Here is a 26,989-nt window from a genome sequence, read left to right as displayed (position 1 = left end):
CTTTCCTAAGGTATATCAACTACTCTTTAATCTGGCCGTAATGAAAAATCGCCAATTCCTTGTTTGGTCAAATTGTCATTATAGAAAGGATCATGTGCGATATATTTGGGCCATTTATCTTGCATTTTTTTGATTTCACCCGCAAAGCGTTTCTGCTTTTCTGGCGTATCTTCGTACCCGCGAGATTTTGACTCAAAGTGATATAGTTCAACCTGATGAGCATACACATTGTTTCTGCCCAGTTCATAGACTTTAAGACATAAGTCTACATCATTGAAGGCAACTTGTAATGTCTCATCGAAGCCATCCACCGCTTTGAAATCATCCGCTTTGACCATCATACAAGCGGCGGTCACTGCTAAATAATCGACGTCGATCACTAATCGTCCGAAATAGCCACAATGTGTGCGGTCATAATTATTCAACGCGTGACCAGCGACGCCACCGATGCCAACGAGTACACCCGCATGTTGCGTCGTATCATCTGGATAGTAAAGTTTTGCACCCACACAGCCAATTGAATCAAACTGAGCATATGAGACCATCGTTGTCATCCAATTAGGAGCGATCACTTCCGTATCATTGTTCAAGAATAAATAATACTTTCCACTAGCTTTTTCAGCCGCAAGGTTATTGATACGAGAATAGTTGAATGGGATATCGATCAATTCGACAATAAAGCGTTCTTTTAGTTGTTCCTTATATGAGTCGAAAAGATTTTGCATCTTCGGATCAGTACTACCATTATCAGCTACAATGATCTCGTAGTTAGGATAAGTCGTTTTTTCGATGATCGAATCAATACACATTTTCAAATCGTCATACCCATTTTTGGTTGGGATGATGACGCTGACTAGATCCTCTTGTAAGACATCATAATTGATCTCATAAAACCCTGAGATTCTTCCTGGACGCACTTGGCCTTTGATATTCCTGCGAGCTAATGCATCCGTCAAAGCTTTCACACCAGAATCGTAAATATAACTTTTAGCTTCTCCACTACTAGCTGTTGATCCTGGAATCGTACGCCAATGGTAAAGGACACGATCGATATGATAAATATGATCTGCTGGGATCTTTTCTGTAAAACGAAGAACTAGGTCATAATCTTGTGAACCTTCATAGCCTTTTCGGAACCCACCTAGTTCTTTGACGATACTTAATCGATAGACGCCTAAATGAGAAATATAGTTATTTCCCATCAAAGTATTGGGTGACCAGTCTGCTTTAAAATGAGGATCGAAGCGATTGCCATCAGCATCGATCTTATCTTCATCACTATAAATCAAATCAAGTTCTGGCCGATCATTCAAGACATTGACTACTTCAAACAATGCATTGACAGGAAGTTCGTCGTCATTATCAAGTAATGCCATGAATTCCCCTTCAGCGATCTCAAGTGCAGAGTTCGTGGCTAAACTGATATGTCCGTTTTCCTCACGAAAGACAACTTTGATCCGTGAGTCTTTTTGCTGATAACGTTCTAAACATTTATGGATTTTAGGATCGGTAGAGGCATCATCACTGATACATAATTCCCAATGGTCATATGTTTGAGCAATCACAGAATCGATACATTTTTCTAGCCATTTGATTTCTACGTTATAAACTGGCATCACGACAGAAATCAACGGACGATAGGCAAAGGCTTGCGCTTTTGTTTTTTGTGCTGCAACGTCGATTTGTTCATGCTTAGCGATCCATTGTGCATAGTCGATCGAACCTGGTTTCAATTCCATTTTCACACGACGTACAGCCTTTTTTAGGCCATGCGTTCGAGCATAGTTCAAGCCTTTTTTTAACAATCGTTTTTTCTTTTCCAAACTCGACTCGATGCCATCATCATAAGGATAGCGTCCATTCAATTTGACGGCTATCCCATTTTGATGATCTTTCGTTTGAAAATCTAAAATTGCTTTTCCCTTCATCTTTCCAGATAATCGAAGATTAAAACCACTTTGCGTTTTTACATCCAAATCATAAAGATGATTGATATCTAAACGCACGACTGGTGTATTTTTTGCTATAATATTTTCTTTTTCAACTTGGATCGTCGGTATTTCTTTCGTTACTTCATCGATTGCCCAACCAACGATCAATAAATCGCCGGTCGCCCGCTCACGAGTGATTTTATCGATAAATACAGCAATTTCTTTTTTTTGCACTGGTTTGGTACTCCTTTACCTAATAAGTTATTTATATTTCAACTAGCCAAGACTGCCCATTTTCTGCAATCAATTCAATCAAAAATGATTTTTCTTGTTCACACGCTATCTGGATCTCAAAACCAGCTTTTGTGTGGGGAGGAAGTTTTTCGGCTTCATTCACTTCGGCTCGCTCAATCTGCTGAACCTCGAAGAATGGTGATTGATCTACAGACAACTTATAAGATAAAGGTTTACGTTCCGCATTTGAAATTCCCCATCCAATGATTTTGAGTAATTTTGTTTCTGGATCCCAATTTTTTTCGTCGATACAAAGAGAAAGATCTTTGGCTTGGATTTTTTTTGCCGTTTCTTTTGGTCTCCCTAATCGTCCTTTTGGCTTTATTGCCCAATTGTTAGGCTGCAACAAGTCAAAATATCGATCAGCCGTAGTCTTCAAGACTTTCGTCAGCTCTTTATTCTCTATTTGCAAGTGCTGGTTTTCTTTTGTTAATCTCTCGTTTTCAGCAGATAGTTCTTTTTGAACAGCAGCCATAGGTTTGATTTCTCTAAGGACTTCAGTCATCGTTGCTGGTAATTCACCAATGAATCGATAATGGCAAGAGATTTTGATCGTTTCTCCACTTATATCGGTCAATTCTAGTCTTGGTGCTTCTGATCCATCAAAGATATAACAGTCTGTCGCTGTTTTGATGACCGCATTCGATGCGATAAAATCAAGCTTTACTCCGTCTACTTCAACACTGAACTCAAGATAACTTGGTTGCTTTTCAAATTGAAAAATAAAACTTACCGGTTCTTCTGTCAGTGGAAAAGTCAATACTTGGTTTTCTCCCGTATAATTATTGAACGGGATCTGTAATGTTTCTTCTTGCGTACTCTTTTTGATGATTTCCATCATTTTGACATAATTTGAATTTTGCGGTGAATTGATTTTAGCTTCCACATTTGGGTGTTTTTTCAATGAAAAGAAGTATTGATACACTTCGCCAAATGGGCGCATTTTGAAATCATAACGAACTGCTTCTGGTAAGTCAGTATATGCCGACTTCAATTCAGTATCCCCTACTGCTAGATATAAATAATCTTCAATGTTGATGTGCAGATCAGCGTTTGCAAATACTTTTTGAAAGCCTTCGTGGGTATAAAATGAATTATGTGTTTCATCTAGTAGCCCAAACGAAGCCCACGGCAATTCGTTATTAAAGAGGTGGATCAATACAGAGTTATGCACGAGATTAGGAAAAGTAATCAAAATCTCGCCTTCTTCATTTAGAAACTCTCTGACTTTTTTTAATGTCTTCAAAGGATCCACTAAATGTTCCAAGACATCTGCAAATAATATATAATCAAACGTTTGACCAGCATAATATTTTGCCCATTCAAAACTTTCAATATCGCCATAAAAACCATCTTGTGCAATTTCATTGACGTAATCAAATAGTTCTTTGTCCAGTTCAACGATGCTTACTTCACAGTTTTTTGCACCGATCAAATGTTTCGTCATGCGTCCATTGCCTGGACCAAATTCCAAGACTTTACTTCCTGGTTTAATTTGTCCGACAATCTTACCTACGCTACTTTGTTCATCTAAATCCATTTCGAAATCATACTTCATTGTTTTGATCTCCTTCTTTCCACTGGTGATCCAAGACCACGATCCCTTCACCAATATAAGAACCCGTCACAAATAAGTTCATATACTTCGTTTTATAAACTAATGGAACAGTGGCATTTTCTTCAAAAACCGCCACATCGAAATAGTATTCGCCAGCAAGTAAGCCTAACTTCTTATACTTGAGATAAAAGACGTTTTTTCCTTTTTCCCAAGGAATCGTGATATCGTCCAGTAAGGTATTCAAGCCACAGACATAGAAATTATCGACCGTTCGTAGGGCAATCCCTAAAACAGGTTTTTTGATGGTATCATCTTTCACTTCATAAGTAACCTTGACATAAAGATCTTCCCCTTGTTCTAACATATCGATTGGTTGCTTGTTTTCATCTAGTAACTCAGCACTTAACACATCGACGATATCTGGGGCAGCAAAACGCTCCACTTGATTTTTGTTACGATCTACTGTTTTTACTGATTTTTTCTTTAAGAAGTTTTCGTAATTGGTTGTCACATCCATCGTATCACCAAATTCTACAACTTCACCATTTTTTAGCCAGTAAGAACGGTCGCAGAAACGACGGATCGAGCTGATATCATGGGAAACAAATAAAATCGTCTTCCCAGAATTTTTGATTTCCGTAAATTTTTCCATACATTTCAATTGGAACTCCAAGTCACCTACTGCGAGTGCCTCATCAACAATCAGAATATCTGGATTGACATTGATCGCTACCGCAAAAGCTAAGCGTACGAACATCCCACTTGAGTAAGTTTTAACTGGTTGATAAACGTGGTCTCCGATATCTGCGAAATCAATGATGTCATCCACCATCGCATCGACTTCTTCACGTGAAAAGCCAAGAACCATTCCATTTAAATAAATATTTTCATACCCAGAATATTCTGGATTAAAACCTGAACCCAATTCAAGTAAGGCAGAAATCTTTCCTTCGATCTCCATGGTTCCACTTGTTGGAGTCAAAACGCCTGTAATGATTTTGAGCATCGTTGATTTACCAGAACCATTTTCACCGACAAAACCAATCATTTCACCTTTTTTAATCTCTACATCAATATTTTTCAATGCATAGAACACATCATGGTACGATTTCTTGAAAGGATTCAAAGCTTCTCTAAAACGATCCGTCGGTTTCGCATACATATTGTATGATTTAGTGATGTTGTTTAATTTAATTGCGTATTCTGTCATAACTATACTCCTTACAGCACATCTGAAAAATGTGGTTTCAATCTACGGAACACTAAGGAACCGATTACGAACATGATTAATGTAACTACCCAAAAATAGATTGTATAAGTACCATGTTCCCAGAACCAAGCTTGACTTAAAAATGATTCACGGTAACCTTGAACAACATAATACAGTGGGTTTAATTTTAGAATCTTTATGATTGCTGGATTAAATTGACTAGGACTCCAAAGAATCGGCAATGTCCACATAATCAGCTGTAGCAAAATTGTGATAAATTGCATGATATCTGGTATAAAAGGTTGAATCGATGCGGTCAACCACGTCAATCCGGTCAAAAAAGCAACCATACAAAATAGATAATAAATCAATTGTAAAGACATGACCGTTGGAAAAATACCATGTCCCATTGTTACGACTAAACCAATCAAAATAAAGAACATATGTGAGTACAAGTTTGAAAGGATTTTAGTTGTTGGTAAGATACGGATATTGAATACCACTTTTTTCACTAAATAGGTGTATTCTCGGAAAACAAGTGTTGTAGAGGTAAACGCATCTGAGAAAAAGAACCATGGGACCATCCCTGTGATCAGATAGACGATAAACGGATACTTCCCGTCAGTCATTGCCGCTTTCAAGCCGAAGCCAAAGACTAACCAGTAAATGAGAACCGTAAACACGGGATTGATGAACGCCCATAAAATCCCTAAAAATGAACCCGCAAAACGCGATTTAAAATCGTTTAACGAGAATTGAAGTAATAGCTTTCGATTTTGATAGATATCCTTCATAAATAAAAACAAATCTTTCAACATTTGTGTTCCTCCAAGCAGTTTCAATTAATTACAGTCAACAGCCATTTTACCACATATTGAGCCAAGGACTGCGATATTCGTTGTTTCTTAATTTTCTATTAAGCAAACTTTTTGTCAACGTTACTATTTTACAAAAGATGATACTTAATTGCAATGAAGCAAAAAACGTGGGCCTGCCAAAAAAGGCTTACCCACGTTTTTATTTTTTTGATTGAGATTGGGACAGAAGTGTATAGCCTTATTTCCGAAGTGCTTGCTCCTGTTTCCACCATTTATTCGATTCTAAGGTGACAGACAAAATAATTGTTGCTGTTGTCTCACACCCCTTATTTTCAAATTCAGTGATAGCGTGCAAGTCTTGAAGTTGACAGTTGATTTTCCTCTTGTATTTTTATTTGCTTACCTGGTGGCTGATCGTAACGATGACTTGCCATCGCTAACAACAAGTAGCCGATAGGTACCCAAGGGAAAGAAGTCAATGTATCTTCCATAAACGATTGGATCATTACTGCCATGAATGCCCATAAGAACGTAAGCTGTCCATTCGAATAATCAGCTTTCAGTGTTAGTCTTCCAACAAAAACAAGTAATAAAATCCCTACAATTGCGATTCCTATCAATCCATATAAATTCAAAATAGAATTATAACTATTGTGATTACCTAAAACCTCATTCCCACGAAAATAAAGAAAAGGCTTCATTCCAACCAGTAGTTGCTCTGTACTCTCGGAAATCGTTTGATAAAATTTCAGCCATATGCCCTCTCTTCCAGTGAAGAGATTGATCTCTTCAGAAGTGGCAGCTAAATAGGATATCGGTAGCGCCAAGCTAAAAATAGCTAAATAGCCGATAAAAGGGGCACGAATAAATTTAAAGAATCTTTTAGGCCAGATATCCAATAAAGCAAAAATGATGATCGCAATCAATGCCGAGCGTGATTGACATACCCAGATTCCTAAAAATGCAGCAATGATCGCTGGTACTCCAAGGATCCGAATATACCAACGTTCAAATGAACTGGCGAAACCACTGATCAGTAGTCCAAGCATCATCAACGAGCTGCCAATCGTATTTGTATTGATCCAAATATCGGATAATTTATTATCTTGGTTCCATATACTTTGTCCTTCAGGTACTTGAATCTCTGTAAATACTCGATATACCGTCACAGCAAGGAAAAATGAGAAGACAAGCAAATAAATTCCCCGATCTACTTTGTCAAATTCGATCCACTTTACACTCAATCCAATCAGAATCAAAATCGGGATCAACAGATTACCTGCCAAAGAACCTTCTCGTATTCCACTGAAATACGTATAGAAACCGAAGATTACAACTGCTGCTCCTAGATAAAAAAAGTCAAATCCTCTTGCTTTATAGATATTCAGTCCTGTTAAGACAAATACACCAAAAGTGACGAACTGTGCGCTATGTTCATATAAAAATAAAGTAGCTGGTGTGCCTATACCGATCGTCCAGACAGAAAAAAGAGCGATTAGCATCATTAACAAGATCCCAGTACTCATTTTATTTATGAATTTTTCGACAAATGTTTGAATGGTTTCCACCTCCTCTTCCAAATAATACTTTTTAAAAACGGATCATTGGATCAGCGTTATCACGATGATTTCTAACTGATCCAATATCCTCTTTTTTTGCACACATCTTCTTCAAACTAAAAGTTTTTTATTGACCAGTAGACTGTGTTTGCCAAGTAGCATAGTTTGGATACGCTACTTCATAGATCATGTGCCCATCGTCGTCTGGTCCATATAATTTAGTGAACTGCGCTTCATTACGCTGATTATAGTCATCTAATGGACGCTTGGTTACGACATATTTGATGCCTAACTTTTCAGCATCATCAAAATTCAAAGTCACTGAGAACATGTCTGGACGATCTAGCTTGAAGGCTGTATCTTCTTTGGCAATAAAAGCTCTAGTATGGGCATAACGATTGTAGAAACGCTCATATTCCCCTTCTGGATCAATCAATTGCCATGCAGCTTTGTCTGGATAAAAGCGGACCGTATTGAATGCCTTTACCCCTAAAGCCGGTGTGAAATTATAGAGCTCATCTTCGGTTAACCATACTTGACCTGGATCCTGTTGATCGATTTTTTGGATTTCCTTGGCTAACGTTTTTTCAAAAATCGCACCTGTTCCTTGGACAACTGGATTCACAAAGAAACCAGAAGCAATGATCAATGCACTAAATGAAAGGTAGAAAAAGACGCGTTGTCGAAACAGTGCAAATGCTAAAAGGAGTGTTCCCAAAACAATCACACTGATTAACTCAAAGCCAGAGAAATAGCCTTCCATCTTGGAACCTTGTAACGCATAGTAATAGATACCTGCATTAGCAATCAATAAGACGAATTTATACCACGTTGGGATGACATCGTGTTTCCAAATGTACGCGATAAACCAAATCGATAATAGAAAGGCAGCAAAGCTGAAAGTTAAGATCGCACGAAATGGTGGGACAAATGATAACAAGGTCAATTGAGCCATCGTTCTAGGTAAGCCAATGGTGATCCAAAAAATCGCGAAGAGACAAAAGAGCATTAAGATCCGACCAATATTTTTTTGATCGTCGTCTTTTTTTCCAAACAAGACAAATGGACTTGCTAAAAAGACAGTTGGGAAGAAATGGTAAAATAGTGCTACTTCTGAATTATTTGAGAAACTGATATCCTCGAATGGGATTTTCCAGTTCGTTAAGAAATAGAAAAATTCACTAAATTTCCATTTACCACCTGTACTTACTCGATTCCCAGGATACAACGTATTCAAAGAGGCGAGTAACGCATCTTTAGAAATTGACCAAAAATGCCACATGACAATACCAATAAACAACAACGCAGCAGTAATCAATACAGCGTCAAACCAATCCCATTGTATTTTTTTGCGGTAATAGATCAGTAAACCGACAAAATAAAAAACTAATAGATAGGCGAGCATCACTTGATGGGCCGGATAGATAACTAAGATAAATCCGAGACCGAATATGACCACTAATAACATCATCAATGCACGCAGCCACTTTTTTTCATGTTGATAAAAATAATGATAAAAGGCGACCATTAAACCAATTGTAAAGAAAATCAAATCGCCAACGTGTTGCATGAACCACCATTGAACAGCTGGTGAGAAGGTCAATGCAAATGACCCAATCAACGAAAGTGGCTTGTTTCTTTTCGTTAAGATCATCAGGAGTTCAAATCCTAACAGGACCATGACTACCAGTTTCATTGCCCAATAAAAGGACAATCCTCGATCCCTTCCCAAAAAGAAGAATCCCCAGTTAAATGGTTTACCGATAACAGTGATATCTTTTACTGGTGAATTGTAGGCAATAATCATATTTTGACCATTCAACGAATAATCTTCGTTGATGACCGGATAACCCGATTCTGCTTGAGAGAAATAAAAAGGCGTTTGGACTAGCCATTCATCTGAACGAACTTCTCGATTTTGACCAAAAATAACATCCGTCTTTTTCCCGTCATCTCTTTGGGATACATAGTTATCCCAGCTACCGATCGAGCTACCATTCAAGTTGAAGGTCACAACGATAACGATCACCAATAAGCCAATCACATAACGTAATTTCAATAGGATATCTAAAAATAGATTCGTCTGTTCTGTCTCCGGTTCTCGTGATTTATCTCGCCTTGCACTTCTTGTTTGTTTTTCCATAAAATTCTCCAATTTCTTCGTTGTTTCTTTTTTCTAAGGAAAAACCTTATTTGTTTAATTTTTCAGAAGCTTGTAACATTTGTTCAAGTGCTTCTTGCCACGTTGGAATAACAAAACCAAGATCTTCCGTTTTCTTCAGGCTCATCACTGAATATTGTGGACGTGTTGCTTTTTGTGGATATTCGGCTGAAGTAACAGGAGCTACTTCTACTGCTGTATCTTTTAAGATTTCTTTTGCGAATTCATACCATGAACAACTATTCTCGTTTGATAGATGATAGACACCATATGGTACTTTTTCTTCGATTACATAAACCATAAATTCAGCCAGTGTGCGTGTCCATGTCGGACGTCCAAATTGGTCATTGACCACTGTTAATCGATCGTGGGTTTGTGCCAAACGTTGCATCGTATAAACAAAGTTATGACCATATACACCAAATACCCATGACGTACGAATAATATAATAATCTTCTAAAATTTCCTGCACTGCTTGTTCGCCTAGTAGTTTTGTACGACCATATTCATTCAATGGATTCGTTGCATCATCTTCTAGATATTCTTCATCTTCTTTTTTACCATCAAAGACATAATCGGTACTGATATAAATCAATGTTGCATTCACTGCTTTCGCTGCCAATGCAACATTTCTCGTTCCGTCTACATTGATTTTTTCATCTAATTCTTTTCCTTCGTCTTCTGCTTTATCGACAGCAGTATAGGCTGCACAATGGAAGATGACCTCAGGCTTTAAGTCTGTGATATAAGCCATTGTTTTTTCTGCATCCGTGATATCCAGTTCTTGGGCGTCAGTCGAAACATAATCTAACCCTTTCTCATCTAATAAATGACGTAACTCGGTACCAAGTTGACCATTTCCACCTGTTAATAAAAACATAACGCAATCGCTCCTTGATTTATTTATTTTTAAACTTTTTTTTGTAAAAATATCATTAGCTATCATGTTGTCTTTAATGAACGCTTTATCTTTGAAGTTCGATTCATTCAACTGTTTGTTCGGAGTATTGGACAAAAATAACGGTCTCATTATTTCCCCTTATCCCCAAACAACGGCAGAACACTTATGTGCCAACCACGTTCTAAGAACCAAGCTTATTCTACCATATCGGTTCTCGCTTTTCGAGAGGATGAGCATCCATCCAGCGTTCTTAAAAAATTTTTCATGAAAAAAGGGGCAGCGTCAGTTAAACGCAGTGCCCCTTCAATGACTATTTAAAAAGAGGTTGAGTCTCTCAAGCTATCTATTCAAGCAAGAAAAACATCTGATAAGAGGAAGTCTCTGACTCTTATCTACGCAGCTTGTTCGAGGGAATTCGATTTCTCGCCTCTTATTGTCCATTTTTAGCGTAAGCTGCTTCAACTGCTTCTTTCTCTTTTTGCCACCATTCTTGGTTCTCTTCGTACCACTTGATAGTTTCTGCTAAACCATCACGGAAATTAGTGAACTCTGGTTGCCAACCAAGTTCTTGTCGAAGCTTGGTTGAGTCGATCGCATAACGCAAATCATGGCCAGCACGATCTTTGACATGTTCATAGGCATCTTTAGGCTGACCCATCATTTCTAAGATCATTTCCAATACGGTTTTGTTGTCTTCCTCGCCATCAGCGCCAATCAAATAGGTTTCCCCAATATTCCCTTTGGTTAGGATCAACCATACGGCAGAAGAGTGGTCATTCGTATGGATCCAATCACGAACATTTTTTCCTTCTCCGTATAACTTAGGTTGGATACCACTTAAAATATTGGTGATTTGACGTGGAATGAATTTTTCAATGTGTTGATAAGGTCCATAGTTATTGGAACAATTTGAGATTGTCGCCTTTAGTCCAAATGAACGAACCCAAGCTTTCACTAATAAATCAGAACCAGCTTTTGTTGAAGAATAGGGGCTGGACGGGTTGTAAGGTGTTTCCGCAGTGAACTTCTCACCTTCACCCTCTCCATGACCTGGTAAATCTTCACGTAATGGTAGGTCACCATAGACTTCATCCGTAGAAACATGATGATAACGAACATCGTACTTACGGCAAGCTTCTAGCAATGTATACGTACCAATGATGTTCGTGTGTACAAACGGAAACGGATCTTTAAGAGAATTATCATTATGTGATTCAGCAGCATAATGAACCACTGCATCTGCTTTTTCCACTAATCGATCGACTAATTCTGCATCTGCAATATCTCCGACAACTAGCTCCACACGATCAGTTGGCAATCCTGCTAGATTTTCTTTGTTTCCTGCATAAGTTAATTTATCTAAGACTGTCACATGTACTTCTGGGTGGTTTTGTACAACATAATGTACAAAATTTGATCCAATGAAGCCTGCTCCACCAGTAACAATGATATTTTTCATTTAATATTTCTCCTCATCAAATGTTAGATTTCACCATAAACAAATGGGTTTTCTGCTTCAAATTCTTTCAGTGTAGGATGATTATGATCTTTTTCAGACATGATCGCTTTTGAAAGATCGATTGGCCAATCAATCGCTAACTCTGGATCGTCAAATGCGATCCCACCGTCTGCTGCGGCATCATAATAATTATCGCATTTATAAAGGAAATTCACATTTGGTGTCAATGTCACGAACCCATGTGCGTATCCCTTGGGTACAAGTAATTGACGATGATTATGTTCAGATAAGATATAACTTTCCCACTGTCCATAGGTTGGACTACCTTTACGAATATCGACGATCACATCTAAGACTGCTCCTGAAGTGACACGGATCAATTTTGTTTGAGCGGATGCCCCTTTTTGAAAATGCAAACCACGAATCACTCCGGCTTCAGCAGATAGAGAGTGATTGTCTTGGACAAAATCAAAATCTAATCCATGTTCCGCAAATTTTGCTTTTGAATAGCTTTCTGTAAAGAAACCACGATGGTCCCCAAAAACATCCATTTCGATAATTTTAACATCTGTTAATTTAGTATCCGTCACTTTCATCACTAAAAACTCCTTATTCAGCAGCCAATCTTAATAAATATTGACCATATTGATTTTTTTTCAGTGGTTCTGCCAAAACAACTAATTGTTGTTTGTCGATATAGCCCATTCGATAAGCCACCTCTTCTAAACAAGCAACTTTTAAGTTTTGACGCTTTTCAATCGTTTCAATAAATGTAGAGGCTTCAAGTAAAGATTCATGCGTGCCTGTATCTAACCAAGCAAAACCACGTCCCATAATCTCTACAGAAAGTTTTCCTCTTTCTAAATATGCTTTGTTGACGTCAGTGATCTCTAGTTCGCCACGCTCAGATGGTTTGATTTCTTTTGCAATTGAAATCACATCGTTGTCGTAGAAATAAAGTCCTGTGACAGCATAATTTGATTTTGGTTCTGTTGGTTTCTCTTCAATAGAGAGAGCTTGCATATTTTCATCAAATTCGACCACACCAAAACGTTCCGGATCATTAACATGATACCCGAAAACAGTCGCTCCACTTTCTCTAGAGGCAGCACGTTGCAACATTTTTGATAGTCCGCCACCATAGTAGATATTATCTCCTAAAACAAGACAAACACTATCATCGCCAATAAATTCTTCCCCAATGATAAAAGCTTGAGCTAGGCCATCGGGACTCTCTTGAACCGCATATTCAAGGTGAATACCTAGATCATGCCCATTTCCAAATAATTCTTTAAAGCGTGGGGTATCTTGAGGTGTTGAAATAATCAATATCTCCTTGATACCTGCCAACATCAAAATAGACATTGGATAATAGATCATTGGTTTATCGTAGACTGGCATCAACTGTTTCGAGGTTGCCTTTGTTAGTGGATACAAGCGTGTTCCGCTTCCTCCCGCAAGGATGATTCCTTTCATGAATATAAGCGCTCCTTTTTCTTTAAATTTTCACTTTCGTTATTATCTCATCAATCCTACTATTTGTCATGGATTTCTTGAGAATTTAACAATATCTTTTAGGGATATTTTTTCCATTTCCGCTGAATGAGTGCTTGGATCAAATGAATCCGCCAAGTGATTTTCTGGCGCCAACTACTCTTCGTTTCAATTTCACTTGCATTAAAATCGTGTCGCCGATAAAGAGTCAGCGGTTCTCGAATAAAGCCCGCATGATTCCCCGCCAGCAAACCGATCCACATATCATGCATCGGTACATTGTCAGGTATCGGTAAGATCGTCTCTTTTAATGAAGAGCGAAAAGCCATCCCTGCACCGATATAGTTACTACGAATCAAATTCGTCAACCAGCCTTCTTTGGATCTCCTAAAGGTAAAGTATGAGGAATAGATCTCATTCAACTGGCTATCTACGATCACTAAATCTGAAATAACTACTAGTTGTTTTGGATGAAGGCTAAAGTATTGTGTGATTTTCTCTACTTTCCCATCTAACCATACATCATCTTGATCTGCTAAAAATATCAGGTCTCCCTGAGCTTGTTCAATCGCAAAGCCAAAATTTTTGATCAAACCTTGTTTGGGACCTTCAAAAAGTTTGATACGTGGATCATTATGTGCATATTCTGTTAAGATCGACCAAGTATCATCGACTGAACCATCATCCGAAATAATCACTTCATCTTCTGGAGAAAGTTGCTTTAAGATACTATCCAATTGTTCTTTTAAATACGCGCCACCATTAAAGGTTGCTATACAAACCGATCGCATCATTTCACACCTTCCAATTATCAACAAACGAACGTAAAGTCATTCGCCAGATTTGACGATTCTTGACAGTCAAAAATTGCTTTGTCATTCTTAATACTAACTGCTTCCGATGTTGCATTAAATGCTGACGGTCGTATTCTTGGTAAAAGATCGACTCAGCAGCCAATATCGACTGATAGCGTGTTACGTTAACTTTTTTATAATCTAATACTGAGAGATCATGAGTCATGCTAGTGGCTAAAACTACAATTTCTTTGTTTAATTGTTTGATTTGCCAAAAAAGCCAATGATCTAAAAAATCGAGTGGGAACACTGTATTATAGCCATTGATCTCTCTTAAAAATGTGAGCGAGAATGCCGCGCCAGAATTGATTGCCATAATCCGTTGACGTGTTACTACTGGCTCTTCGATCACTTCGAAGTGGCGATTGATATAGTGGTCTGCCCACACCGGAGAGATTTGTTTTGTACCAGAAAATACTAAGGGGACCGCAGCTACTCGCTCCTTTGTCCAAGTGAGTTCGGCTACAGTTTCCAAATAATCAGTACCTAACTGAGTGTCCTGATCTAATGTTATAAGTGTCTGTACCGTATCTGAAATGTGGTCAATTGCATAATTGTAAGCAACCGCTAGGCCTGGATTTGCTGGATCATGATGATAATGGACGTTCTTTTCTGAATAAAGCACATCAGCATGTGCAACAGGACTATTATCAAAAATAACTAACTCCACTGTCCCAGCTTGGATAGCTGCTTTTAAATAATCGTAAGAAGGCGATTGGTTGATTTTTTGGTGATACAATACGATCACTACTGCTATTTCTGGTGTCATTAGAAGAAAGTCCACCCCCACTTATGGAAGAATTTCATCATTGAATTTAAAAATATTCGAAAAAGTTTGAAGTTACGATGCGCCCCTTTTCCATATAGATGGATGGCACTATAACGTGGCGTATAAAGGATCTTTTCGTTTGCTTTTTCAAAACTTAAACAAAGATCATTATCTTCAAAATACATAAAGTAGCGAGTATCAAACCCATTGATTGATTTAAATTTCGCAACATCTACTACCATAAAACTACCAGAAATCATGCGCACATAAGAATCACGATCCTCTGGCAAATCACGACATTCAAAGCGATTCAATCGCCGATCAAACATTTTTTTGACAAATTTGAAAGGAATGAAACGTAGTACATAGTCGAATAGAGCTAAACGCTGTCTAATCAAGTATTGAGTCGTCCCATCTTCATTCAAGATTTTAGGTGCCAACATCGCACATTCAGGATGCGTTTCTAAGAGCGCAACCAGGTCGATCACCGTCTGCTCATCTACTAAAATATCTGGATTAAAAATCACCGCATATTTTGCAGCGCTTTGGAGCAAGGTATGGTTATGACCAAATCCAAAGCCTCGGTTTTCATTATTGAAATAAATATTCATGAACGGATATTTTAAATATTCGCGTAATCGTTCTTGGTATTCAGGTGTCGAGTTATTATCAAAAATTTGAAATTCAATTGCCGGTTCTTCACCGATCGTCGCAATGATCGTATCTAATGTCTGGAATATTTTTTTACTATTTGCTGTCACAATGCTAATTAAAATCGGCTTTTTTTTATTGTTCTCCATTAAGGTCTTTTCCATTTCTTAAAGTATTTCTGCATCACTTGTGTACGGTATTCTTTATTCCCTAAAAACCGTAATGTTTTTAGAATGAATTGGTATTTTTCATTGATCAATCCGATCAATTCAAATAATAAAATAGCAGCAAATAGCATCACTAAGAACAAAGCAATCGTTCCAAGACTTCCCGTATAATTCATGATCATTGCAGTAAATGAAAACATCAAAGCGATGGAGTAGATCGTCAAAACAGCTCCTTTATGGGTAAAGCCTAAAGCGAGCAATCGATGATGCAAATGCTTCTTATCTGCCGTAGAAAATGATACTCGATTCGCTTTTCTACGAATGATTGCAAAAAAAGTATCTGTAACAGGTACCCCCATGATGATCAACAAAGAAATCGATGAAACGAAAGTAACATTCTTTAATCCTTGCAATGATAAAACCGCCATCATAAAGCCTAAGAAAAGTGCACCTGTATCCCCTAAATAAATTTTGGCAGGATAAAAATTGTAAGGAAAAAAGCCGATGATACTTGCGACTAAACAAAAAATAACTATAGGTATATAAACTGTTGAGGCATGTAAAAAAAAGTAACCAATAATACCAATGGTCATCAAGCCAATCAAAGATATCCCTGCTGCTAAACCATCTAAACCATCAATCAAATTGACTGCATTAGTGATCCCAAAAATCCAAAAAATGGTGACAGGAAAACTAAGCCAACCTAATTGGATATATCCTAAGAACGGTAAGGTAAAAGAATCGATCCTGATATCAGCGACAAAATAGATGATCAAAGCCGCTAATAAAATACCAATACTTTTTTGCTTAGGTGAAAGTTCATATTTGTCATCAAGTAATCCGGTCAATACGATGACGGACGCAGCCAATAATATAGGTAGAATATAAAATTTAGGGATGATATCTTTGAATAAAAACAAACTAGATATCACGAAGGAAACAAAGATAGGTAAGCCACCAGCTGAAGGCATCGGCACTTTGTTTATTCGTCGTTCATTCGGTTTATCGACCATTCCAGTTTGAACTGAAATTATTTTAAAAATGGGGGTCAATATCAAAGACAATAAAATTGTCAAAAAAATCTTTATTACAATACTAAAAGAAACCAGCATACGGGCACCTACTTTATTTAAAGAGTCATTAATAATTATAAAACACTGTCGCTATTTTACAATAAGAACTCGTGTTTCTAATTCTTTTTTTGAGAAAATTTATTTTTTAGTTTACCAAGCCATGTTGATGTGATGCTTCTTCGTTCTTTTATTTCGTTTCCTGTTATGTACTCTTGCACAACAGCATTGATGATTCCACCAAGAATAATGATCGTCGCAGCAAAGTTTAACCAAAGCATCAAAACGATAAAACTTCCGATGATTTGATAACCGCTCACACGCGTTGCAAAATAACGAGCATAAATTCCAAAAACTTGTGACAACAACATCCAACCAGTCGTTGCAAATACAGCACCAGGAATCACTGCTTTAAATTTCAATTGCGCGTTTGGTACAATCCAATAAATCATAAACATGATCACAAATAAAGCCACCAAAGTAATCGGCCATTTCAATGTTTGGAATTGGTCAATAAAGTTTACAGGTATTTTAAAGATCGGTTGAATCGCCTCTAAAATCATTTGTCCTAATCCAAGCACTAAAGTGACACCACTAATCGCAATCATGAACAAGATGATAACTATTAAGGAAAAGAAACGGACAATGATGAAATTTTCTCTATTTTCAACTCCATACGCTTTATTCATGGCAATCTGTAATGCATTGATACTCTGACTAGCTGACCATAAAGCTGCAATAGCTGACAATGACAACAAACTACCAGAACTTTGTGTCAACAAATTTTTTACCGCCGGTCCAATAAACTGATAGATCGTTTCAGGAATCACTTGGCGAATATAAGTCAAGACAGTTTCTTGATCGATTTGAAGATACGGTAGAATATTTCCAAGCGCAATAATCAATGGAAACAAAGATAAGAGTAAATAATAAGCCACAACTACTGAAGTCGTTCCCATTTCAGAATCAACGATCCTCTTTTGCGTCGTCTCAATAAAACGCATTAAATTCTTATGTTGTTTTATTTTATTCAAAATATTCATAGTAATCTCCTGTTCAAGGTTGTGAAAGAAGCGGTCTACACTAAGTAATAAGGCAGAAAAATCGAAAATGGCTTTTTCATTTTGGATTTTTTTGCCTTATTATTGAAGTGTTGCTTCTTGAACACCGTTTATCATAGGTTGTGAAAAAGCTGCTTAGCTCCAAGTATTAAGGCATAATTTGAGAAAATAGCTCTCCATATTTTTTCAAATTTTGCCTTAATATGGAAGGAGCTGGCTTTCGAACACCGTTTATCATAGGTTGTGAGAAAAGCGCTTTGACCTGAGCAGTAAGATAGAAAATCAGAAAATAGCTCCCCATATTTTTTGATTTTTTAGCTTAATGTTGAAGGTCAGCTTTTCGAACACCGTTTATCTAGGTTGTAAAAAAAGCTAATAACACTGAGGAAAAGGGTGGCAAACCAGAAAATAATAGATATATTTTTCCAATTGCCACCCTACTATCTTAGTTACTAGCTTTCCTACAACTTTTATCCATTATTTGAAGAAGAAGGTCATCCACAACTTTCTCCATTTAATTAAACAGTTTGCAAACTGTTCGTTGAAAGAAGAACTTAATAAGTTCCTTCTTCACCTTGAGAAGTCAAGATTCTTGGACCATCTTTGGTGATAGCCAATGTGTGTTCATATTGGCAAGATAATCCACCATCTCTGGTATAAGCTGTCCAACCATTTGGGTCCATTTTCATTTTCCATGTTCCTGTATTGACCATTGGCTCGATCGTAATGACCATACCTTCTTTTAAACGTAATCCTTTACCTGGTTCACCATAGTGAGGAATAGTTGGTTCTTCATGGATCGTTGGTCCTACTCCATGTCCAACAAAGTCTCGTACGATTCCTAGATTTTCTCCTTCGACGTACGTTTGGATCGCATGACCAATATCCCCAATACGATTACCAACTTGCGCTTGCTCAATGCCGATATATAGTGCTTTTTTTGTCACTTCCATCAATCGATCAATTTCAGGTGTGGATTCACCCACCACATATGCCCAGCAAGAATCAGAGATTCCGCCTTTTAAGTCAATACACATATCCACTTTCACTAAGTCGCCACTTTTAAGTGGTTTTTTCCGAGGAAAACCATGACAGATCTCATCATTGATACTGATACACGTCGCATATTCATATCCTTCAAATCCAATTTGGGCAGCGACTCCGCCATGACTTTCGATATAATTACGTACAAATACTTCGATATCCCAACTAGTTACTCCTGGTTTAATGAAGTCTCGCAGATTTTTATGGACATCTGCTAATAATGCACCAGACTCTGCCATTGCTTCGATCTCACGTGCTGATTTTAATGTTATCATCTATTCTCGTCTCCTTTTTACAAATCCTTTTTATTTTAACATAGTAGGAAGTATTTAGCCAAATCCCATAGTACCTTTATAAATCTTGCTTCCTTTTTCTCAAACTTTTGGTATAATTGGTAGTTGTTGAAATGCTATTCATTAAAATTTAGGAGGCGCCTTATGGCTTTAGCAAAAATCGTTTATGCAAGTATGACTGGTAACACGGAAGAAATCGCCGATATTGTTGCAGAGGCTCTGGAAAATATGGATATCGATGTTGAAATCAATGAATGCACACAAGTAGATGCAGAAGACTTTCAAGAAGCAGATATTTGCGTAGTTGCTACTTATACATACGATGACGGTGATCTACCGGACGAAATCGTTGATTTTTATGAAGATTTACAAGAACTTGAATTACCTGGAAAAATCTACGGTGTGTGTGGCTCTGGAGATACTTTCTATGATGAGTTTTGTAAGTCAGTGGACGATTTTGATGCTGCCTTTGCAAAAACTGGTGCTGTTAAAGGTGCCGAAAGCGTGAAAGTTGATTTAAACGCTGAGGAAGAAGATATTGAAAATCTTGAAGCGTTCGCAAAATCTCTTGTATCCATGTTATCTTAATCACAAAAAGAAGGATGTGTTTACCACATCCTTCTTTTTATTTAGAAGCATTACGTTTTGTAAATCAAGGCATTACTATCAAATGGGGTCGATCAATTTTTCAAATAAGCAGATCAGTCTACTTCAATCGGATCTTTTAAGCTTAAAATGGCATTGATGCTGTCTTGGATCATCTTCTCGATTTGTGTATCCGTCGGATGGATGATATTCGATGACATCAAAGCTGCGATACCTGTTGCAATGATCCAAGTCCCATTGTGAAGCGAGACTAGTTTATCATCTGACAAGTCCATGTATTTTGGATCTTCTTTCACTACGTCCATAAAGTAATTATAGGAGAAATTTTGCATCTCTCTTCCGCCGCCATACTCTTCCAAGTAAAGTGAGCTATATAATTTCTTTTCACGATTTGCGAAATGGATGTAATTCAACGCTAGATCGACAATCGTATTGCCGGTATGTTCTACAGGAAAGACTTCGTATTTTAGATAATCGTAGATTTGCTCAAATAGCGCGTGTTTCAAATCATCCATATTTTTAAACTCTAGATAGATTGGTTGAGTAGAACAGTTCATTTTATTTGCAATGTTTCTCGCAGTGAATTTTGAAAATCCTTCATTGGCAGCAACTTCATAGGCGGCTGCCAAAATCTGCTCCTTTGTTATCGTTTTTTTTCTTGCCATAATTTTCTAATCTCCTTGAAATTTTTTATAACGCTTCCACCATTGATTAATACTATTGTACCATTTTTTTTCAATAAGCAAAACTTGTTTTTTTATTTTTTACAAATTTTTCTGTCATTATACTCGGATATCAACGCTTTTTTGTGTTTTCTAATTAAAAACAAATGATTATTTTATCAGATGTTTATTTGTTTCACTTCTAATAAAATGTTATCATACAATGAGTAATTACAAAAAATACGATGAGGAGGAATTTAATTATGTTAGCTGATTTTAATGTTAATTTAAAAAAATACGCCCGTTTAATTGCAGAAACAGGGGTCAATGTATCGAAAGGGCACACAGTAGTCTTACAAATCAATGTAGAGCAAGCGGAATTAGCCCGATTGATCACGAAAGAGGCTTACCAATTAGGTGCAGATGAGGTGATCGTTCAATGGACAGATGATATCATTCAAAAAGAATTCTTGACTCACGCTGCAGATGATCGAATCTCTACAGTTCCACAATATAAAATCGATCAAGCAGATGATTGGATTGAAAAAGGTGCGAGCAGAATCAGCGTTGTTTCTTCTGATCCAGATGCATTCGCAGGAGTTGACAATGATCGTGTAGCCACTTATCAATCAGCAGTTGGAAAAGCATTGATGAATCTAAGAAAAGCGACACAATCAAATAAAGTAAGTTGGACAGTTGTCGCAGCTGCTGGGAAACAGTGGGCAGCAAAAGTATTCCCTGATCTACCAGGGGAAGAACAAGTCGACGCATTATGGGATGAGATTTTCAAAACGACTCGCATTTATGAATCTGATCCTGTAATTGCTTGGAAAAATCACGATGAAAAACTAGCGACAAAAGCAGAAGAATTGAACAAAGAACAATTTACAGCTTTACATTATACTGCCCCAGGGACAGATATCGTAATTGGCTTGCCGAAAAATCACTTGTGGGAAGGCGCTGGAAGCTATAATGCTCGTGATGAAAAATTCATGGCAAACATGCCAACAGAAGAAGTCTTCACCGCACCTGATAGTCATCGCGTGGATGGGTATATCTCAAGTACGAAACCTTTAAGTTATGCAGGAACGACCATTATTGGAATGAAATTTACATTTAAAGACGGTAAAGTCGTTGATTTTTCAGCGGAACAAGGACAAGAAGTCTTGGCAAAACTACTAGATACCGATGAAGGTGCACGTCGTTTAGGCGAAGTTGCTCTAGTTCCTGATCCTTCACCGATTTCACAATCTGGTATCATTTTCTATAACACATTATTCGACGAAAATGCTTCAAACCATTTAGCACTTGGTTCAGCCTATGCGTTTAGTGTGCAAGGTGGAACAGAAATGACCGATGAAGAATTGGCAGCTGCAGGCTTGAATCGAAGCCAGACGCATGTGGATTTCATGGTTGGTTCAGATAAAATGGATATTGATGGTATCCGCGAAGATGGCTCACGCGTACCGATCTTCAGAAATGGCGACTGGGCGTAATAATAAAACAAAAAAAGATCTGGAAATCCCAGAACTTTTTTTGTTTTTCCATAGATATGTTTATAATAAATCTTCTTTTTTAGTAAACGTAAATTTGCGACTTTCTTTTTCTACAGGTTTTTCTTCTTCGTGTTTTTGGATTGCCTCTTTCGTAATTTCTTCACGTTCTCTTTTTGCTTCATCTAAACGTTCTGCAATTACTTCTTCTTTTGGCTTATCAGACATAATCAAAACCCCCTTTATCACCCTCATTCTACCACTCAGGATTCCTTTATTGGAAACGTTTTGCTCTAAAAATCAGCTTGCATGTATTCCTTCAAAGCGCTAAAATAATAGTATTGATGCTTGTTCCTGTAGCTCAGTAGGATAGAGCGATCGCCTCCTAAGCGATAGGTCGCTGGTTCGATTCCAGTCAGGAACGTCTTAAACTTATCATGAGTTTGTGATAGTGATGTTCAGCTCCGAGAAATAAGCCCGCTCCCCAGAAATTTGTTCTTGTATTTTGGGAGACGGGCTTATTTCTTATGGACACTGTTTATTCAGTTTTAATAATCATGAGATCCCTCAAGTCACAATCCCCTATTATATTTCTGCTTTTTAAAAAATAGCGACAAAAATAAAATTCCATTTTTTACTTATTACCAAATACATTATGTGAAGTCATTTTATTCGATAATGAGGTAGCATCCATTTTTTGCTATTGGAATAAACTTTATTGATGTTTCCACCTTTTTAAATCTGGGAAAAATTGATGCATGAATTCACGTGCTTCTTCCTTTGTCTTGCCTTGTTCTTTCAGCATGCCTGATTCATTCATGTGCTGGACACTCTCTTCAATCATTTCATCCATTGTACAATCAGTTAAAAATGCGCCATCTTTGTAGCAGTAAATGCAATATTCTTCACTCTTGCTATTGTTTTTGTTTGTCCCTAAAATCTCAACTGAATCAAGTGGCATTCCACAACTTTGACAATTCGTCATTGCTTCCATTTCTATGTTCCTCCTATCATCTGATTGTCTTTACTCAGAAATAATCATTGAGAATTGGTTGTTGATTAGGCAGTGATTGACTAAGTTCAGCCACCAATGCGCCTTCTACTTTGATTTTTTCATGGAAATCAAGCTCTTCAACTGTTTGATATCCTAACAATAATTGTGTCAAGCTTTGAATCGTTCCACTGACCACAGGTAATTCTGTCTGTTGGACTTTCTTTACTTCAAGTACTCCATTGACATAAGAAATATCAAAAAATCCTTCGTTCCATTTTGCATACGGATCTTCTGTCACATGGATAGAAAAGTTGATTGCATGTCGGAATGGATAAGTCTGCATAAATTTCTCAACATCTACGATTCTCCCCATCATATAAGGCGTGATCGTGGTTTTAGCAAATGGATTATCCAATAAATAATTTTTACTGTAGCCAGAAAAACCACATGTATACTCAAACGAATCAAATGCGCCACTATGCGAACCAATGAAACGCATCAATCCTTTCAATGCTTCATGATTCAGATAACCCATTTCGACGATGATAAATGTAGGGGCGGCTAATTTATAAACGACATAGCCTGTAGCATTCCCCTCACGGTCGTAATACAGTGCATATTGATTCTCTTTTCGTTGTTTAAACTTGTAGGAATACCACCATTCTTCTCGGACCAAACCGCCTCGCGTACTCTCCGGCATATTTGTATAAATGGATCGTATGGCATCCACTGATTCTTCAAAACTTGTCCGTTTCATATAACCAGTTGTTTTCTTTACAGCTGGCATATCACGGCTCGCCAACTCATAGCTGATTCGATCAAATAATTGTTCGTAGCCATAGCGACGATAAAAAGGATAAGAAAATGGTGCTAGATAAGACAGCGTGACATTTCTTTCTCGACAGTCTTCAAGGATTTTTTCCATGATCCGATTGATACCGCCCTGTCCTCGCGCTTCAGGATAGGAAGCAACGTATCCAATCCCAGCCATCAAGTAATTTTTTCCATAGAAATCCACTGAAAAAGGTGTGGCCATTACTTGACTTGTCAAATGGCCCTCTGGATCTAAAAAGCCGTAGTTCCATGAATTCTCAACAATCATTTTAAATCGTTCACGTCGTTCGTCTGTATCTTGTGAATTAAAAGCATAGGTTGCTAAAGCGTACATTTCTTCTAGCGCTTGGTTCCCTAATTCTTTTATAACATTCGTCATACTTTCCCTTCTCCCTTTAAATATCTATACCAATTGTACTATTATTTTCTTTATAATAGCAAGCGGACCTTCATTACTTTCACAAAGTAGTATCTCTCAAAAAATGATTTACAAAAAATAGCGCTAAAAAGCCAAAATAGAACAAACGATTTTGGTTTTTAGCGCTTCATTTTTTTGATCCAAACGTTGTTTCCACAACTTATTCTTATTTTGATCATTAGTTATCCTCTTGGATGGACGATTTGATTTACCATCCTCTTTTAATAGGATTCTTCAATCATCCCTAGCATCTTTTTAAAACGTCTCTTTTTAAAATACATCAACATCGTTCCTAAGATCATATCATTCATTTTCTGCAACATACCGTGTGATTCCATTTGTTCTGTATAGTGGACTTCACACGATTTTTCATCAATTGGTTTGATTTGATAATGAACGACAAAATCATTTTTAGTCGTTGAGGTACGAAATTTATAAGATTGGTTATCAATGACTTCCTCAATGATAATGCGTGCACGATTATTTTGAGAGAATTGTTTGACGTATTCAAGATTCTTTAATTGTTTGCGTGTCACTGATTTCCCAGTGGCTTTGCGGACATCAAAAAGAACAGAATCCATCACTTTATCATAGAAAAACGATGCCGGAATGTTTAGTGTTTTAATTATTTCCATTAGTTCTTTTTCTCCTTTGCTTCTTCTTTTTTCTTACCTTTTAAAAAGAAGTAAATCCCTAGTCCTGCAAAAAACAACCCAGTGACCATACTATAAATGTCATATTGTTGTGTTCCCGGATTTAAACTATATAGTATGATCAGTGAACCAATACTACACAAAAACAATCCATTTTTTATCATTTGAACCACCCTTATCTTGTTTCTTAGACTGCTGCTGCTTGGAAATATAATACCGTGCCCCATGGTTGAGCTTTGATCAATTCTTTTGCTGTTTTGGCAGCTGCTTCTTTATCTTCTGCACTTGTTTCAAAGAATAATTTGATTCCTTGTTTTTCTTTGAATGTAAAGGTCATGCCTTCTTCGTTGTATCCTTCTAATAATTCTTTGATTGCATCTTGTTGCATAGCACTAGCGATTGAAATCATTTGTTCTCCTCTTTTCTTTTTTTATTGATTACTTTTAGTTTCACTCGAATGGAGCGAGGGCTAGGGATTTGACGGATCGTCATCGCCCATAGCCCCTACTTCAACTGATTATTTAGGTTCTCCTGCTGCTGGATCCATTTTATTTGCTGACATCACAAATGGTGCCCAGATCAGGAAGGTCACAACCATACATACTAATGTGACAATCGGCGCCCGCCAGTCTGCCCCTGTTGCAAGGAACGATAGCAAGAACGGTGGGACGACCCAAGTCACTTGTTGGGATACCGGTGCGACTAATCCTAGATAAGTAGCTACCCAACCAATTGTTGTTGCAACAACCGGCGCAACCAAGAATGGGATAAACATGATCGCATTCAAGACGATTGGTAAACCAAACATCACTGGTTCATTGATATTGAAGATACCAGGTCCAATCGAAAGTTTTGCTACAGTCAAGTAGTCTGCACGTTTTGATAATAGTAAGATAGCGATCAATAGAACGATTGTTCCACCTGATCCACCAAACCATGCAAACGCATCAAATGAGCCACGTACCCACATGTAAGCTTTACCATCTTCAATCGCATCTAATACTGCAGGTGTTCCTGTTTTGCCATTGTAACCTTTTTGGAAGATATCGATGTTGATCAATTGTGCTTGACCCCAAATACCTTCTAATACTGGTGCTAATACGTTCGGACCATGGATACCAAAGAACCAGAAAATCTGAACGAAGATCGTAACGATTAATACAGCACCAATACCTTGTGATAAGCCTAAGAAAGGTTCTGCAATATATTTTTGTACTAAATCAATGATCAGTTGACCATCTGCCACACGTCCAACAACATAATTAATGATAGCGATGACATATAATGAAATCGTTGCTGGTAGGATTGCTGCAAATGCTTTAGAAACTGCGGGTGGTACTGAGTCAGGCATTTTGATCGTGATATTAGCAAGCATCAATTTACAGAAAATGATAACAGAGATTGCACCCATGATCATTACTGTAAAGTAGGCGTTACCGTTTAAATGATCTAATTTCAACCATCCCCACAAACCAACTGATAGAGTGCCATCAGCAATCGTTGCCCCAATTTCCGAGCCATTAATCGCATCTGCCACATTTTGTGGAACATTGACATTCAATGCAGCTGATAATGACGGGCCAAAAGCGATTCCTTGGATCAGTGTTGCTAAACCAACGATCCCTCCTGCTAAATCATTCACGCCATATGCACGGGCTAAATTATATCCCCATGAAAAGGCAAAGATCAGTCCGGCGATCGCTAAGGTACCATTCCAAACGAACCCATTGATGCCGATGATCACATTCAATACAGCAAAAAAACCTTTGTCTGCTGCTAAGCTGTCAGCATACGTACTAATAAATTGCTGTGGTAAATCACGAATAATTGCGTTGATCATTACAGCTACTGATCCAGCCATTGTTGCAGGCATCGTACCGATAAAAGCGTCACGCAATGCCACTAAGTGCTTTTGCGCGCCGATTCTTCCGGCAACTGGAAGGATGTATTTTTCCATCCAACTTGTTAATCCATTCATTATTACTTCCTCCTATAAGTTTTTATATAAAGAATAACTCCTTATACCAAATTAAAA

The 26,989-nt window shown here is 37.6% G+C and carries 26 protein-coding genes and 1 tRNA gene; 3 read left to right on the top strand and 24 right to left on the bottom strand.

Annotation, left to right across the window (positions count from 1 at the left end):
• Positions 1 to 26: 26 nt before the first annotated feature.
• The 16 genes from IGJ99_RS04610 to map form a co-directional block, all read right to left on the bottom strand.
• Positions 27 to 2,165: a glycosyltransferase family 2 protein gene (locus IGJ99_RS04610; RefSeq protein ID WP_023519370.1), complete on the bottom strand. Its 2,139-nt coding sequence runs from the start codon at positions 2,163 to 2,165 to the stop codon at positions 27 to 29.
• A 31-nt stretch (positions 2,166 to 2,196) separates the two neighbouring features.
• Positions 2,197 to 3,783, bottom strand: a complete 1,587-nt coding sequence (locus IGJ99_RS04605) for a class I SAM-dependent methyltransferase (RefSeq protein ID WP_023519369.1) — start codon at positions 3,781 to 3,783, stop codon at positions 2,197 to 2,199.
• Positions 3,773 to 4,993 carry an ABC transporter ATP-binding protein gene (locus tag IGJ99_RS04600; protein ID WP_010735938.1) on the bottom strand — a complete coding sequence of 407 codons (1,221 nt, stop codon included), beginning with the start codon at positions 4,991 to 4,993 and terminating at the stop codon, positions 3,773 to 3,775. Before IGJ99_RS04600 ends, IGJ99_RS04605 begins: the two co-directional genes overlap by 11 nt.
• A gap of 11 nt (positions 4,994 to 5,004) precedes the next feature.
• A complete protein-coding gene (locus IGJ99_RS04595; protein ID WP_019722596.1) occupies positions 5,005 to 5,811 on the bottom strand; it encodes an ABC transporter permease in 807 nt (268 codons plus the stop codon).
• A gap of 338 nt (positions 5,812 to 6,149) precedes the next feature.
• The gene (locus IGJ99_RS04590) at positions 6,150 to 7,379 is read right to left on the bottom strand and encodes an EpaQ family protein (protein ID WP_143352709.1); all 1,230 of its coding nucleotides are present in this window, start codon (positions 7,377 to 7,379) and stop codon (positions 6,150 to 6,152) included.
• Positions 7,380 to 7,497: 118 nt separating this feature from the next.
• Positions 7,498 to 9,513, bottom strand: coding sequence for a DUF7657 domain-containing protein (locus tag IGJ99_RS04585; RefSeq protein ID WP_023519367.1), 2,016 nt, complete (start codon positions 9,511 to 9,513; stop codon positions 7,498 to 7,500).
• A gap of 46 nt (positions 9,514 to 9,559) precedes the next feature.
• Positions 9,560 to 10,411 carry a dTDP-4-dehydrorhamnose reductase gene (gene rfbD / locus IGJ99_RS04580; protein WP_023519366.1) on the bottom strand — a complete coding sequence of 284 codons (852 nt, stop codon included), beginning with the start codon at positions 10,409 to 10,411 and terminating at the stop codon, positions 9,560 to 9,562.
• Between the two features lie 451 nt (positions 10,412 to 10,862).
• Positions 10,863 to 11,891, bottom strand: coding sequence for a dTDP-glucose 4,6-dehydratase (gene rfbB, locus IGJ99_RS04575; RefSeq protein WP_010735943.1), 1,029 nt, complete (start codon positions 11,889 to 11,891; stop codon positions 10,863 to 10,865).
• Between the two features lie 23 nt (positions 11,892 to 11,914).
• The gene (gene rfbC, locus IGJ99_RS04570) at positions 11,915 to 12,487 is read right to left on the bottom strand and encodes a dTDP-4-dehydrorhamnose 3,5-epimerase (protein WP_010735944.1); all 573 of its coding nucleotides are present in this window, start codon (positions 12,485 to 12,487) and stop codon (positions 11,915 to 11,917) included.
• Between the two features lie 13 nt (positions 12,488 to 12,500).
• Positions 12,501 to 13,367: a glucose-1-phosphate thymidylyltransferase RfbA gene (rfbA, locus tag IGJ99_RS04565; RefSeq protein WP_438770645.1), complete on the bottom strand. Its 867-nt coding sequence runs from the start codon at positions 13,365 to 13,367 to the stop codon at positions 12,501 to 12,503.
• 98 nt (positions 13,368 to 13,465) lie between these two features.
• On the bottom strand, positions 13,466 to 14,176 hold the full coding sequence (locus IGJ99_RS04560; protein ID WP_224434886.1) for a glycosyltransferase family 2 protein: 711 nt from the start codon (positions 14,174 to 14,176) through the stop codon (positions 13,466 to 13,468).
• A 4-nt stretch (positions 14,177 to 14,180) separates the two neighbouring features.
• The gene (locus IGJ99_RS04555; RefSeq protein ID WP_023519363.1) at positions 14,181 to 15,008 is read right to left on the bottom strand and encodes a glycosyltransferase; all 828 of its coding nucleotides are present in this window, start codon (positions 15,006 to 15,008) and stop codon (positions 14,181 to 14,183) included.
• Positions 15,008 to 15,808, bottom strand: a complete 801-nt coding sequence (locus tag IGJ99_RS04550; protein WP_010735948.1) for a glycosyltransferase — start codon at positions 15,806 to 15,808, stop codon at positions 15,008 to 15,010. The genes IGJ99_RS04555 and IGJ99_RS04550 overlap by 1 nt, the downstream gene beginning before the upstream one ends.
• On the bottom strand, positions 15,808 to 16,938 hold the full coding sequence (locus tag IGJ99_RS04545) for an MraY family glycosyltransferase (RefSeq protein WP_010735949.1): 1,131 nt from the start codon (positions 16,936 to 16,938) through the stop codon (positions 15,808 to 15,810). The genes IGJ99_RS04550 and IGJ99_RS04545 overlap by 1 nt, the downstream gene beginning before the upstream one ends.
• A 77-nt stretch (positions 16,939 to 17,015) precedes the next feature.
• Positions 17,016 to 17,939: a YihY/virulence factor BrkB family protein gene (locus tag IGJ99_RS04540; protein ID WP_010735950.1), complete on the bottom strand. Its 924-nt coding sequence runs from the start codon at positions 17,937 to 17,939 to the stop codon at positions 17,016 to 17,018.
• Positions 17,940 to 18,511: 572 nt separating this feature from the next.
• Positions 18,512 to 19,276, bottom strand: coding sequence for a type I methionyl aminopeptidase (gene map, locus IGJ99_RS04535; protein ID WP_019722607.1), 765 nt, complete (start codon positions 19,274 to 19,276; stop codon positions 18,512 to 18,514).
• Positions 19,277 to 19,438: 162 nt separating this feature from the next.
• Between map and IGJ99_RS04530 the strand changes: the two genes are divergently transcribed.
• Positions 19,439 to 19,882: a flavodoxin gene (locus tag IGJ99_RS04530; protein ID WP_010735952.1), complete on the top strand. Its 444-nt coding sequence runs from the start codon at positions 19,439 to 19,441 to the stop codon at positions 19,880 to 19,882.
• A 113-nt stretch (positions 19,883 to 19,995) separates the two neighbouring features.
• Here the strand turns inward: IGJ99_RS04530 and IGJ99_RS04525 are convergent, their stop codons facing one another.
• Positions 19,996 to 20,565, bottom strand: coding sequence for a TetR/AcrR family transcriptional regulator (locus IGJ99_RS04525; RefSeq protein WP_010735953.1), 570 nt, complete (start codon positions 20,563 to 20,565; stop codon positions 19,996 to 19,998).
• Positions 20,566 to 20,825: 260 nt separating this feature from the next.
• Here IGJ99_RS04525 and IGJ99_RS04520 point away from each other — a divergent pair, with 260 nt between their 5' ends.
• Positions 20,826 to 22,058 carry an aminopeptidase gene (locus IGJ99_RS04520; protein ID WP_224434605.1) on the top strand — a complete coding sequence of 411 codons (1,233 nt, stop codon included), beginning with the start codon at positions 20,826 to 20,828 and terminating at the stop codon, positions 22,056 to 22,058.
• Between the two features lie 60 nt (positions 22,059 to 22,118).
• Here the strand turns inward: IGJ99_RS04520 and IGJ99_RS04515 are convergent, their stop codons facing one another.
• Positions 22,119 to 22,283 carry a hypothetical protein gene (locus IGJ99_RS04515; protein ID WP_010735955.1) on the bottom strand — a complete coding sequence of 55 codons (165 nt, stop codon included), beginning with the start codon at positions 22,281 to 22,283 and terminating at the stop codon, positions 22,119 to 22,121.
• Positions 22,284 to 22,405: 122 nt separating this feature from the next.
• Between IGJ99_RS04515 and IGJ99_RS04510 the strand changes: the two genes are divergently transcribed.
• Positions 22,406 to 22,479 (top strand) — tRNA-Arg (locus tag IGJ99_RS04510).
• 291 nt (positions 22,480 to 22,770) lie between these two features.
• Here IGJ99_RS04510 and IGJ99_RS04505 read toward each other — a convergent pair.
• The 6 genes from IGJ99_RS04505 to IGJ99_RS04480 form a co-directional block, all read right to left on the bottom strand.
• Positions 22,771 to 23,049, bottom strand: coding sequence for a zinc ribbon domain-containing protein (locus IGJ99_RS04505; RefSeq protein WP_096081434.1), 279 nt, complete (start codon positions 23,047 to 23,049; stop codon positions 22,771 to 22,773).
• 34 nt (positions 23,050 to 23,083) lie between these two features.
• Positions 23,084 to 24,262 carry a GNAT family N-acetyltransferase gene (locus tag IGJ99_RS04500; protein WP_023519360.1) on the bottom strand — a complete coding sequence of 393 codons (1,179 nt, stop codon included), beginning with the start codon at positions 24,260 to 24,262 and terminating at the stop codon, positions 23,084 to 23,086.
• A 260-nt stretch (positions 24,263 to 24,522) separates the two neighbouring features.
• Positions 24,523 to 24,936 carry a DUF3284 domain-containing protein gene (locus IGJ99_RS04495; RefSeq protein ID WP_010735958.1) on the bottom strand — a complete coding sequence of 138 codons (414 nt, stop codon included), beginning with the start codon at positions 24,934 to 24,936 and terminating at the stop codon, positions 24,523 to 24,525.
• A complete protein-coding gene (locus IGJ99_RS04490; protein ID WP_010735959.1) occupies positions 24,936 to 25,118 on the bottom strand; it encodes a DUF3188 domain-containing protein in 183 nt (60 codons plus the stop codon). The genes IGJ99_RS04495 and IGJ99_RS04490 overlap by 1 nt, the downstream gene beginning before the upstream one ends.
• 23 nt (positions 25,119 to 25,141) lie before the next feature.
• Entirely contained in the window at positions 25,142 to 25,363 is a 222-nt protein-coding gene (locus tag IGJ99_RS04485; protein ID WP_010735960.1) for a hypothetical protein, read from the bottom strand.
• A gap of 108 nt (positions 25,364 to 25,471) precedes the next feature.
• The gene (locus tag IGJ99_RS04480) at positions 25,472 to 26,932 is read right to left on the bottom strand and encodes a PTS sugar transporter subunit IIC (protein WP_010735961.1); all 1,461 of its coding nucleotides are present in this window, start codon (positions 26,930 to 26,932) and stop codon (positions 25,472 to 25,474) included.
• Positions 26,933 to 26,989: the final 57 nt, after the last annotated feature.

The organism is Enterococcus sp. AZ095b (assembly GCF_051714725.1).
GTDB lineage: Bacteria > Bacillota > Bacilli > Lactobacillales > Enterococcaceae > Enterococcus_B > Enterococcus_B pernyi.
Note: the sequence above shows the minus strand (reverse complement) of the source record. Positions and strands in the feature narration are given on the sequence as shown.